Raw genomic sequence first — 13261 nt, forward strand, 5'->3', positions numbered from 1 at the left:
AAGTCTATGATCTCCTTTTTCTATATCTTTATTTCCTGCAATGTCTTCTTAAGCTCTATTAACTTATCCCTGAGTTCTGCCGCCGCCTCAAAATTCAGATCTGCCGCAGCTTTCTTCATCTGCTTCTCCAGCTCTTTGATCAGCTTCTCTAATTCTTTCTCACTCATGGATTCCGGATCTTTTTCCATCTGTAATTCAGAAGCCGCCACTTTCCGGGATACTGAGATCAGATCTCTGACTGCTTTCTGGATCGTCTTCGGTGTAATACCATGTTCTTCATTATATGCCATCTGCACTTCACGTCTTCTCTGCGTCTCATCCAGTGCTGCACGCATGGAATCTGTGATCGTATCTGCGTACATGATAACATGCCCTTCTGCATTACGGGCCGCACGGCCGATCGTCTGGATCAGAGACGTCTCGGAACGCAAAAATCCTTCTTTATCCGCGTCCAGGATCGCAACCAATGTGATCTCCGGAATATCCAGTCCTTCCCGCAGAAGATTAATGCCGACCAGAACATCGAATACGTCCAGGCGCATATCTCTCACGATCTCTGTACGTTCCAGCGTGTCAATATCCGAATGCAGATAGCGCACGCGGATTCCCAGCTCACGCATATAGTCGGTAAGATCTTCTGCCATACGCTTGGTCAGCGTTGTTATCAGTATTTTGTGTTTATTGGCAATCTCTTTATTCACTTCTCCGATCAGATCATCGATCTGTCCTTCTACCGGCCGCACTTCTACTTCCGGATCCAGAAGTCCGGTCGGCCGGATCACCTGCTCGGCTCTTAAAAGTTCATGCTCTTCTTCATATTTCCCCGGTGTTGCAGACACGAACATGACCTGATCGATCTTATTTTCAAATTCCTCAAAACTAAGCGGACGGTTGTCCAGTGCCGATGGCAGACGGAATCCATACTCTACCAGTGTACGCTTTCTCGACTGATCGCCGTGATACATACCGCCAATCTGCGGAACCGTCTTGTGCGACTCATCGATCATTATGATAAAATCATCCGGGAAATAATCCATCAATGTATTCGGCGGCTGCCCCGGAGCAAGTCCTGCCAGATGCCTTGAGTAATTCTCGATCCCTGAACAGAATCCGGTCTCGCGCATCATTTCTATATCAAAATTCGTTCGTTCCGCAATTCTCTGTGCTTCCAGAAGCTTCCCTTCTTCTTTGAAATATTTCACCTGTTCTTCCAGTTCAATCTCGATATTTTTAATTGCTTTCTCCATACGCTCCTTTGGTACAACGTAATGGGAAGCCGGGAATATCGCAATATGATTCAATGTATTTTTAATCTCTCCGGTAAGCATGTCTATCTCTGAAATCCGGTCAATCTCATCTCCGAAAAATTCCACCCGTATAGCCGTATCGCCCCGGTCTGCCGGTACAACTTCTACAGTATCGCCTCGTACACGGAATGTTCCCCGCTTGAAATCCATATCATTTCTGTCATATTGAATATCTATCAGCTGGCGCAACACTTCATCTCTGTCCTTCTCCATCCCCGGTCGGAGCGATACCATCATCTGTTCAAAGTTCTCCGGTTCACCGAGACCATAGATGCAGGAAACGCTGGCAATTACGATCACATCCCTGCGCTCGATCAATGCTGCCGTTGCCGATAACCTCAGCTTATCAATCTCTTCATTTACGGAGGAATCCTTCGCAATGTAGGTGTCTGAAGATGGGACATAAGCCTCCGGCTGGTAGTAATCGTAGTAGGAGACAAAATATTCCACTGCGTTATTTGGAAAGAACTCTTTAAATTCCCCATAAAGCTGCGCAGCCAGTGTCTTATTGTGTGCTATAATCAGCGTTGGTTTATTCAATTGTTGGATGACATTCGCCATGGTAAATGTCTTACCAGATCCGGTGACGCCAAGCAATGTTTGACACTGATTGCCTTCTTTAAAACCTTCGACTAGTTCTTTGATTGCCTGTGGCTGGTCGCCGGTTGGTTTATATTCTGACACTAATTCAAAATGATCCATGTGATTTCTCCTGAGCCGCTCTAATCTGGCGGTGATATTTTAGAAATAGTAGTTGTGTTCTTAGTATGTTACTTGTCTAGTATATCATTCAGGATAAAAAAAGTACAGAACAAACCGAATGTTTGTTCTGTACTTTTTCAAACAATCTGCACTTCAATTAATAACACCTTAAAAATCCCATTTTTCAAAAAGTTCCTCTGCATATTCTTCACATTGTTTTGCAGTCTCTTCTCCTGATAAATTCAAAGAATCTATTACTGCTTCACTTCTTGTATTATTCCCATCATAATATCTTTCTTCCAATGACGGTTGCAAAAATAAGATATTATTTCCACTTGTCCGTTTAGATCTATCGCTAGCTCTTCCTAGCCATATATTTTCATATGTCTCCTCGTTTCTATAATTATAATAACTTACTTGAACCCAATATATCAACTCACTCGTTATGTATTCTTTTCTCTTATTCGAATTCTTCCTGCTAAATAAACCTGTTAAATAGTCATTGCCTAAAATCTTATCCGAGTCATTATTTTCCAAACTATATTCTTCTAGCATAGCTATATCTAACCACGTATCACTAAACGATATCAATCCATCATCTGTAATTTCATATTCATAAAAGCCAGCCAAGCCTTTAAAAGCTTGATTTTTAATTTCTCCATCAGTACCATATTGTTTAACATAAAGAATTGGCATTATTTGCAAATCACTATATCTGACCTCTCCTCCCGTGTTATATATCGTATAAATATATTGATCTCTTTCTTGATTATATTCTTGTTCAATTGAAAAAAATGGTTGTTTTTCTTGATTTATGTTTTCAATTTCCATTTTTGTTAGTTTTGCCTGTTGAATATCTGCCCAACACGATGCAATTCCAGCCGCTGCAACTGCTATTGAAACTAATAGTGGTATTATTGTTGTAAACCATATTTTATTGGTTTCTAAAAAATGGCTCGCCCTATTTTCCCCATTTTCAGTTTCCAATTCTTCATCTTCTGTTTTTTGCTTTTCTTCTCCCATAAACTCTCCATCAAGCTTTATTAATTATCATTTTCCGTCATCCTTCCGAATCTCATCAATAATCCGACCTATATTACACGTAATCTGTCCTTTACACTGATGAATATCCTCATTGATTTTCTTTTCCTGCTCAATAGCAATCTCTATATTCTTTGCCAGTTCTCCAATCGCTGAATTCTTCTTTGGATTGATTCCTGTTCTAGCAAGTAACAATTTATAGATAAATGTCTGATGTCCATCTTTTTCATTCTGGATAATCTGTTCAGCATTTGGTTCAATATCATCTTCGTATGAATTTTTATAATGTAACAGTAGGAACAGTTCAAATGCCGGATTGCTAACCGCTAATATATTATTCTTTTCACCTTCTGCTACCAATTCATCATAATCAAGTACTTTCTCTTCAAAAATATCTCCATCAAATACAACAATCATCTTATCCCGTTCTTTATCAAATGCTATTTCCGGATTTTCTTTTTGATTTTCTGCAAACTCAATCAAACGTCTTGGAAATGAAATGTCCCTGTCTCCCTCTGTTTTTTCAAGTAGCCGGATATCAATCAATGGATGAATATTTAACTCTTTTCGTATATCAATTAACTTTTTGAAATACCATGTTTCAGTATTAGCACCCTCGCATATGAAGAAATATTTACGATAAGGCTCAATCTGTTCTTCATCATCTGTAGTTCTGCTATTCCAATTCGTATAACTTCTTACTGGAGCCAAGGCTACTCCTCCTCTCTAGGTGCAGAAATCCTTTCTGCACTGTCGCGGCAGTCGTCAGGTGTCTGTGCAAGCACATCCGTCTGACTCGTTGCTCGCGCAAAGTCGAATGTTGAAAATACCGGTATCGCACCATATCTTCCTTCCAGATATGCCTTGCTCAACACCTTATCATACCTCTCCTTGAAACGATCTAAGGAATAAATAGAGCTTGCATTTTCTGCGTTACGTTCTACAAACCAGATTTCATCCCTTCTAAAAATAGCCTGATCCATAATGGATGATTCATGTGTAGTGAACAATAGCTGCATACGCTGCTCATCATGTAGCTGCATAAACAATTGCAAAAATCGTTCTGTCAGCTTCGGATGTAAGCTTCTCTCCAATTCATCCACAACATAAAGAACATCTTCTCGTTTATTCAACAGCATATCCATCAAATCGAATAATCTTCTTGTTCCATCAGACTCTTCATCAAAACCGAACTCATAAAATGACTTATTATGATGCAACCGGATTGTTGTGACCTTCGGTTCAGAATGTCCTTCAACTTCGATATTAAAGAAAGTTTCCTTCGACCTCATCGTCATTCTGAATGATGGTTCTTCCTGCTCTTCCATTCTATTTTTTACATGCTGCATCATCTTATCAAATACTGATTTCGGCAATGCATTTGATAACTCATCCAATGTAATTTCTTCAATTTTCACCTGGCTGATACCCGTATCAAATGTTTTGATCAATTTGTTAATCAGCTTCAGCGAATTATCATCATAATAATATTCCAAATCAATCAATGGAGTATCCGGTGTGATAATCGAAATATGATTCTGAATCCAATCATATACATCCCGGAAGAACAATAATTTAGATCGTGTGCTATATTTTTTTCCACGATTCATTTCTGTCAGGAACAAAGATGTTTCATTTCCTTCAAAATCATCTGCATAGGTTTCAAATTTATTTTTTTCTGTGTTTGTCAGCGTAATACCATCATTTAACACCGGACGTTTACTTCCTTCTCGTTCAAAGAGACATTTTGCTGAACCATTCTGATATAATTCATATAACCATTCTCCGGTTACTTTTCGTCTGCTTAAAACTGCAGAAAAACCATAAGCATAAAATTTGTCACCTACAGTAATCTGAATTTCAAAACTACTTTCTCGTTCCTTATTCTCCTGCCGATTCTTACAAAACATCTGTGTAGCTTCTATCGGAATACCATTGCAGACACTATCTTTAAAAAATTTAAAGAACAATGCCAGATTCGTCTTTCCAGATGCATTTGCTCCATAAACGACTGCATATTTTAATAACTGGGTACTTTTTATCTTTAACCTGTGATTTGCATTTGTTCGTATTTTATTTGAGGAAATCATTGTCAGCTCTGCTGCTTTATCAAAAGATTTAAAATTTTCAACACTTACTTTTACTAACATTCTTATACACCTCCACCTTTATTATATGTTTTACTCTTCTCTCAGTCAATGTAAATTTTCTTATTTAGAGATTTTTTCGTTATATATTGTTTCTTTTTCTATTTTTAACAATTTTATTTTGAGTTATGCATATAATATCAATGTATAAGTCAGCTTTTTGTAGCGACACTATTTTACTAATGCCGCTACATGAAATATTACAATAAATAAAAACTTCTAATTCTTTTTTCTTCTATCTCTCCCAATCCATCCTTCCTGTCACATTCAACATCTTTTCTTCTCGGAAGCTGAGCATCTTTCCATTAGTTCCACCGACAATGATATGATCCAGCAATTCTATCCCCAATAGCTGTCCGCACTTCTGCAGCTTTCTCGTAACAATCATATCCTCTTTTGATGGTTTCACATTACCACTGGGATGATTATGAAGTCCAATGATTGCAGAAGCATTTGCCAGAATACTGCTCTTAAAGACTTCTCTCGGAATTACCAGCGAAGCATTGATTGTTCCAACACTGACCAGATTCATATTGATTACCTGTCCATTATTTTTCATATTCAGGATGCAAAATACTTCTCTGTCATATTGCGATAACTCCTTCGCCATCAATTCTACAACAGCCTGTGGACTATTCAATGTCTGCTCACTATAAAGAGATGGTTCTTTTACCAGACGGATATTCACAACTTCCAATTTATTCTCCATTGTTCTGATCTCCTTTTGGAAATTCTACAACCAGAAGGACATTACTCTCTGAAGATTCCAGATATGATTTCAATTGTGATAATGTCATTTCCAAATATTTAGGTTGTTCCACCATAATCTGCTCCTTTCGTTTCTTCCCTTGCTTCCGTTTTCTCTGACAAATAGCTTATCACTTTGTTTGCCTTAATGCTTTTCTGTAGCTCACTGATAATGCACAAATCTGCCACATTCACTCCCGGCAAAGCAAGCATCTCATCCATCGTCATATTGACAATCTCTTTTTCCGTTCCGTATCCAGCATCAAATAAACGCTGTAATACTTTTATTGCTTTCTGATTTTTTCCCATTTCATCATCAAAGGGCAGCTTATCGCCACCCTTTGTTTTACTCCTTCTCTTCTTTCTTTTCTTCAATTCCTAATCTCTTAACCTGTTTCTTTTTATTCCAGATACGAACTCCTGTGATTCCGGCTGCTGATAATACCAGAATGGCTATCCATAAAGCTGCATTTGCTGTGTCTCCTGTTTTCGGAGGATTACTGGTCTTTGTAGTAGTACCCGGTGTCTCTGGGGTTGATGTTTCCGGTACTTCTTTGATGGTTACGGTCTGACCTTCATCGTTGATATCCTTATGCTCTGTTACCTTTTTCGGTTCTTCCGGATTTGTCATATCATACAGTTCTTCAAAGGTTACAAGCTGCTTCCCTCCAAGAGTGTTGCCGTCGAAAGTAAACTCAATCTGCACTTCCATGTTTTCCTTGTCCGCTGTAAATTCATAATCATTGGTAACTTCTTTGCCATCAATGATCAGCTTTGCATTTTCTTCCTTAATCATCTGCCAACCAGACAATTTATACTTTGTACCGATTTCCAATCCTTCTAATGTAACTGTATCCACAATCGTCAGATCTTTTCCGGCTTCGATTTCTTTCTTACCGTTCTTATCCGTTGCTGTGGTATGAATCGAAATCTTTCGCTCTGTAAGCATAGCAAGCCAATGACGGTTCTTTATATAATAACTTCTCTTTACACCTACTTTTCTTTCAATAATGACTTCCAGTAAAAAGAATATAAAATTTCCCATTACAATAGTTCCCGGTCCCATGTGATGATGCACCGGATTTCTTGCTACCGCATACCGTTGAAAGAACACGATTGGAATCCCATCACATAAAATTCCCATAATATATACCATAAGTGTATTCCAGACATGATGTTGCCAGTCTGCCTGATATGCCACTGTTATAATTAACAGAGCTATCAGCTCAAAGATCAGATCTCCGTACATCGTTCCCCACTGCATGCTTCCCCAGCATGAAAGCAGATATGCACAAAAATATGCAAATAGCTTTTGTGTATCCTCATTTTTTGGATACAGGATGGTATTGTAACGGAACACAGTATAAATCCAGAATAATTTACTTGTCAGATAAGTGATCAAATGGATATTCATAATCTTTTCTTCTCCGTTTGTAATGGTCTTTCCCTGACCTTCTTGCGATTTGCTTTACTGATACTGAGACGTGTCTTGTCTTTCATAACCACGTTGTCATATTCGTAATGCTCCACGTGTTCCATATTGATGAGATAGGACTTGTGAATCAGTAAGAAATATTCTTCTGTTACATCCGCTACATCCTTTAATTTTCCTCGATATTCATATTCTTTTTCCGATGTCACGATATGTACTCTTTTTCCCAGACTATAAAAATACAGGATCTTGTCATAAGAAATCTTGTGGATTCCTTTTGTATCCGTATATTCAAATATTTTCTTCCGTTCTTTTAACAGTTCCCGTAATTCACCTATCACCCGGAAAAGTTCTTCCTCTCGGATTGGCTTTACAAGAAAATCAAATGGATGAATACGGAATAATTTCATAGCATATTCCTGATATGTTGAAATATAGGTAATCCGCAGTTCTTTTCCATAATTTTTCTTTCGTATCTCCGTTCCGATATCAATTCCATTCTCATGTTCCAGACAAATATCAAGGAATAACATATCGTAGGATTCTTCTTCCAGCCTGTTAAGAAGCTGCTCCGCAGAATAGTATATTTCTATAGATATCTGACAGTCATTCGCTTTCCCATAATGGAGCAGCTTCTGTTCTAACCAATTACATAGGATGATGTCATCATCACAGATTGCAAGTTCTAGCATATTTTCTTACCCTCAGTCTTTCGTAACACGACAAATGGGGAAAAGAATCCCCTTCAATTCTTTTCCCGAATGGACATCACTAATTTTGTGTCATTTTTCCGATGCAACAGCACCACTTCCTTTGCTGTCTTATTTTGTCCTCTATATAATAAACACTTGAACAAGAAAAAACTGTCGCCATTTTATAATTTATTTATATTTTTTATGTTTTATTTATATTTTATCCAAATATTACAGCGATAACTAATAATGTCACCCCCTGCATTATTCTTTTTATTTTTAGCGTCATTTGATAAAACATCAACGTTTTTGATGGCAAAAAGGGAACCTGCAAAACCAGATTCCCTTTAAAATACATGCTCTTCTCTAAAAGGATGATAAATCCACCATCCTCTGCTTATTTTTAAAAACTTTTTCCTTTTTTACAATACTTATAAATATTAAATGGTTTTTCTTTTTTTTCAAATAAAATCCCTGTTGTTTTAATAATTTTTATAAGTTCATCCGACTCCATATCTGTCGTTTTAAATATAAATATTTTCTTTTCATTTGTTATGAAAAAAAAGAAGTTTTTATATAAGAACATTCTATCAATATTTTTAAATTCATAAATTTGATCTTCATCTATTTTAATTGCGTTTTCATCGATATCCACCGTTTCATATCCTGATCTACCCCAGACAAATTCATGAACATTTTTTTCAAAATTTTTACCAATCATTTGATACCAAATAATCCAAGCCACACAAGCCACACAAGTTCCAATCCCTATTCCAAACATCAAATAACTTTCCGACAGATAACAATTAATCGACAGTAAAAATTCTACAGGTGTAAAAATATAGATAATCATTCTACTTTTCTGTCTTGTTTTAAATAATTGATTAGGAATTATAAACCCAAGCGAAAGCATTCTTTCTAATTCTTCCCTATCCTCATCTGACACAATTGATTTAATATGCATTCTTCTTAATCCCCCTTTTGCCAGAGGTCCTCTTTATAAAATCGAACCTCTGGCCATTGTCTCTTTTATTCTTTTACAATTTACAGCGCTTGAATCAACAAACCAAAAACAGTACCTGCTCCAGCTGAAAATAAAGCAATAATTGACGGAATTGCATTTACAACTAATGCACCCGCAAGAACTAATATTACGGCTCCTGCCAGTATATTACTATGCTCTTTTGTGAATTCTACAACATTAAATTCAAGACCACTATTAGAATTTAATGTCATTGTAAAAATCAAAGCAACCGATATTGTCCACTCTTTTTCCTCTTCTGGCAGCAAATCTGATGTACTAAATACAATGGAAAACTCTACACTATTGGCAAAAACATTATTTATTTCAAAAGCAATATTACCAGATTTAACCGATAAAGCAATTTTTTCTATCGTATTTCCAAAGTTATCTGCTCCCTCTATACCTGTATCTGATAAATTTGATGAAATCTCCATAATTTGATTTTTGCAAGTTTGTGTCAATTCTCCATCATTTCCTATATCCACTTTTATATTATAAATTTTACCAGTTGAACTTTCAAGCGATGTGGATATTTTAGTAGAAATATCAATTGCTCCTTGAGGACTCATCATTGTTCCCAGTGAAATTTCCTTATCATACTCCACACCCACATCCATAATTTTATTCAGATAACCAAGCGGCTCCATTACATTATAGACATATTGATTTCGTGCTATTTTTACCTTTGCCCGAAGATTTTCTTGCGCTATTTCCTCATCTGTTTTTGTCGATACGGCATCGAACTTTTTAAATCCAGTATCTCTCCCTGAATATGCATCTTTATCCAGTGGGAACGAAGGTGATGAAGAAAATGAGTTCAACTCACAAAATTGATCAAATGCCCAGTTCTTCGGCATCGAATATCCCAAATTACAGCTAAATCCAGTTGACATATCTGCCACAAATGATTTACTTGCCAATCCTGCTTCATAAACTTTAGTACATACATATCTTGGTGCATAAATGCCGACTTTATAATTTTTATCATTTGTCGAACTGAAAAAGATCATGTGAATCTGTTCAAAATAAGGTATAATAAATGTATCAATCTGATATGAATAACAATCAAAATCCACTGCAAAGTATATAGTCGTTCCACTTGGTATACCGATTCTCTCGGCTGCTAAAATTGCTGTCTGTGCATCAACACTTCCCTGGGACGGATCCTTAAAATAGTTTAATTCATATCCTCCATCCTGATATATCGGGAATACCGATAATCCTGCATTTTCAATGTTTTTCACTTCTGTTGATGTCAAATATTTCGGTGTATGTTCTTTTCCAACAGAACCTGTCAGATAACGTCCTACATGAGTATACCCTGCATTTTTTATATCTAATGCCTGTTGTTTATTTAATACTGTTGCACAGTCACACGCTTTTGCTGCCCTGTTTGTATCGCCTTTACTCGTAAGCAATGATTTCATAGTAGAAACATTTACTTTTCCTTTTGTTACAAGTCCAATTCCTGTCAGACCATAAAACTCCTGAAATTCTGACACCTTTGACTCTGTAGTCGAATCAAACACGCCATCGAATCTTCCCGGATTATATCCGTTAAAATATAGTCCGTATTGAGCAATCTTATTAAATGGAACATATTTCGTCGAGTTCTGTCCGTTCTGTAATGTACCCGGAAACGCATTTGTTGTTGCATCGCCAAAATTAACTGAATTCAAATCTGTAATTAATTCAGTTGTAACTCCTTCAGCCGCCTGCAATGCACCAACTAAAGACAAAATTGTCTGTCTTGAGGCAATTCCATCACAAGGTCCAACACCAATAACATCTGACCAGTCACTATTTAATTGCTGTTGAATAAGAACAATATTGGAATCCCCACCAGAAACCTTTGTAAACCAGTTTAGGGATAACAATCCAGACCAAACTTTCCAATCAATTTTGCCCGTAACTTCCAGTCCTGCATTTTCCTGCATCTTTTTAACTGCATTTACTCCTGATGTATAATAAATTCCAGTAATTCCTCCAGCAGCATATCCTTTGCAAAACAGAGCACACTGAATCAAGCATACATTAACCTGCGGAGTATCATTCGGATCCATTTTTGTAATAATGGCTAACTTCTTCATGGTATTAATAGTAAGTGGTCCAACCGTTCCTGTAATCGTTGAGATTCCATTCTGAATCTGAAATGCACGAATGATTCCCTGCATCACGGCTGTTCCGGTCTTTCCATCTTCATCCAGTTTTACCCAATCCTTATGTCCACCAAACATCGCATTTAAATATTTTTGTGCTGCTTTTACATTCTGATCACTCATATTCACTACCTCCTAATTCAAGTCAATTATAAAGATTTCTAACTCTTTATATGTCTATCACTAAAAGATACAATAACAATTTATCAATCAACTGTGTCTATTTTGTGACTATTTTCCAAAGGATTCATTAACTCCCTTATAAAATCCTTAACAAATTATGAAAGAAACCATCAATTTATCACCCCATATCCCATTATAGAACTGTAATCTACTGCATAATTTCTCTGCCGTACCTGATCACTGGAATTTCCCTCAATCGTGTAAACTCTTCCACCTTCACACTTTTCTACTATTCCTACATGATCCGATGTTCCATCATGATCCCAGTCAAAAAAGATGATCATTCCAGCTGTCGGAGTTGTTCCGCCACTCTGCCACTTATTCTTTCCCTGAAACCAGGACACTCCATCACTGCACAATGAGAATTTAGGAACATTCCCACTTGCAATCAGACCGCTCTGATCCGCACACCAGCTTACAAAACAGGCACACCATTCTACCCGACTGTCAAATCCGTACCAGCTCCAGAACTTCTGACCGCCACTGTTTCCAAGCTGCCCCATTGCAACCGACACAATCTGCTGATTACCAAACAAACCAGCAAACAGGCTGCCACCGGAATAATACCGCATCACATGGGGAACGTATTGGGGATCTCCGTAACTGCTCCATCCATGCGAAGCTGCCTGTTCCTGTGAAAACTGCAATGCATTGGCTTCTGTATAACCGCCTCTTTGCAATGCCCATCCTATGTAGCCATTTCCATAGTTATATCCCTGCCATGCAAGTTTCAGCTTGTCCAGATCCTGTGGACTGCTGCATCCTGCCTGTCTGATACAGTCTGCAAAGGTCTGTACTCCAACCTCTATCGAATAATCCGGATCAGTAATAGAACCAGGAGTGTGTGGGAATCTTGTATTATATGGACTTTCCGAACACTGCATCGGGTCTGTTCCCCTGCCTCCAGATTCCTGCATCATGATGGCCTGTATCGCAGACACATATTCCGGAATGCCGTATTGGGATGCATACTGCTGTATCACAGAAGTATACGCAAGCACTTCTTCACTTAGGGATTCGGAGCTTTCCGAATTACTGCTGAAAGCTGCTCCTGCAATGATTCCCACAATCAGAATAAATACCAGAAGAAATGCACTACCTCCGGCAGCAATCCATTTTCCCATTTTTTCAAGAGCTACTACCCCTTTTTGAATCGCTGCTGTAATTCCCTGTACGGATAACTTTGAACCCTTTCCAGTTACCTGAAGGACTGCTTTTCCACTTTCTGCCGATGCCTGTGCTGACTTTCTTGCCATCTGGGCTGCTCTTGCTTTCTGCATCGCCTGAAGACTTTTTTCCATCTGCTGTTTCTGCATGGATGCCTGTGTCTTTATTTTTTCTTGAGACAGACCGGATACTTTTACCACTCTCGGTGCTGCTTTCACCTGCCGTTTACCATTCTCCTTGGCAAGTGCTGCCTGCTCCGGTTTCAACTTGATTAATTTCTTTCCGCTTTCTGCCCCCTGCTCCATTGCTTCTTCGGCAGCTTTCGCTTCTTCCTGTCTGCTTTTTCTTTCCTTTATCTTCCTGTAGGTCACTCCAGCAAGTTTTTTTCCACCTTGATATGTGGTTTTCCCTATACTTTTTCCTGCCACACTCGCCGCTCTGTACTGTACGGATTCTATTTTTTCAGTTCCATACTGTGTTGGGGATTCTGACTGCCCACTGCTTTTTTCATGTAGTTCCCTTGGCTTTTCTTTTGCTTCCAGAACCGCTGAGCGAACCAGTTCTTTCGGAAGTCGGGCAGCCGGATTTCGAATCTTCGGATTCTTATCCCTTACCCGTTCCTTGATATCTTTCATCCGGTCACCCTCTTTCCGTATCTCT

11 protein-coding genes and 1 pseudogene are annotated in these 13261 nt (G+C 38.1%); all 12 read right to left on the minus strand.

The features are described 5' to 3' along the window. Positions 1–20: 20 nt before the first annotated feature. Positions 21–2009 (minus strand): excinuclease ABC subunit UvrB, encoded by a 1989-nt coding sequence (gene uvrB, locus OCV72_RS02455; protein WP_028087434.1) that lies wholly within the window; start codon positions 2007–2009, stop codon positions 21–23. Positions 2010–2177: 168 nt separating this feature from the next. Continuing rightward, a complete protein-coding gene (locus tag OCV72_RS02460; RefSeq protein ID WP_055281688.1) occupies positions 2178–3032 on the minus strand; it encodes a hypothetical protein in 855 nt (284 codons plus the stop codon). Between the two features lie 27 nt (positions 3033–3059). Next, a complete protein-coding gene (locus tag OCV72_RS02465) occupies positions 3060–3761 on the minus strand; it encodes an RloB family protein (protein WP_055281690.1) in 702 nt (233 codons plus the stop codon). A 2-nt stretch (positions 3762–3763) separates the two neighbouring features. Then, the gene (locus tag OCV72_RS02470) at positions 3764–5200 is read right to left on the minus strand and encodes an AAA family ATPase (RefSeq protein ID WP_055281692.1); all 1437 of its coding nucleotides are present in this window, start codon (positions 5198–5200) and stop codon (positions 3764–3766) included. Positions 5201–5432: 232 nt separating this feature from the next. Then, positions 5433–5906: a JAB domain-containing protein gene (locus tag OCV72_RS02475; RefSeq protein WP_055194718.1), complete on the minus strand. Its 474-nt coding sequence runs from the start codon at positions 5904–5906 to the stop codon at positions 5433–5435. Continuing rightward, a complete protein-coding gene (locus OCV72_RS02480) occupies positions 5896–6021 on the minus strand; it encodes a hypothetical protein (protein ID WP_262568815.1) in 126 nt (41 codons plus the stop codon). The genes OCV72_RS02475 and OCV72_RS02480 overlap by 11 nt, the downstream gene beginning before the upstream one ends. Further along, positions 6005–6319, minus strand: coding sequence for a hypothetical protein (locus OCV72_RS02485; protein WP_081019654.1), 315 nt, complete (start codon positions 6317–6319; stop codon positions 6005–6007). Before OCV72_RS02485 ends, OCV72_RS02480 begins: the two co-directional genes overlap by 17 nt. Beyond that, a pseudogene (locus OCV72_RS02490) lies at positions 6291–6893 on the minus strand (VaFE repeat-containing surface-anchored protein); the annotation flags it as partial. The pseudogene OCV72_RS02490 and the gene OCV72_RS02485, both read right to left, overlap by 29 nt. Positions 6894–7354: 461 nt before the next feature. Continuing rightward, the gene (locus OCV72_RS02495) at positions 7355–8068 is read right to left on the minus strand and encodes a LytR/AlgR family response regulator transcription factor (protein WP_055281694.1); all 714 of its coding nucleotides are present in this window, start codon (positions 8066–8068) and stop codon (positions 7355–7357) included. Between the two features lie 403 nt (positions 8069–8471). Beyond that, a complete protein-coding gene (locus tag OCV72_RS02500; protein ID WP_006426967.1) occupies positions 8472–9032 on the minus strand; it encodes a hypothetical protein in 561 nt (186 codons plus the stop codon). A gap of 80 nt (positions 9033–9112) precedes the next feature. Continuing rightward, positions 9113–11374 carry a glycoside hydrolase domain-containing protein gene (locus OCV72_RS02505; RefSeq protein ID WP_007884642.1) on the minus strand — a complete coding sequence of 754 codons (2262 nt, stop codon included), beginning with the start codon at positions 11372–11374 and terminating at the stop codon, positions 9113–9115. Between the two features lie 170 nt (positions 11375–11544). Beyond that, on the minus strand, positions 11545–13236 hold the full coding sequence (locus OCV72_RS02510) for a lysozyme family protein (protein WP_006426969.1): 1692 nt from the start codon (positions 13234–13236) through the stop codon (positions 11545–11547). Between the last annotated feature and the right edge of the window lie 25 nt (positions 13237–13261).

This window comes from Dorea amylophila (assembly GCF_025567265.1).
In the GTDB taxonomy this organism is placed as follows: Bacteria; Bacillota; Clostridia; order Lachnospirales; family Lachnospiraceae; genus Dorea_A; species Dorea_A amylophila.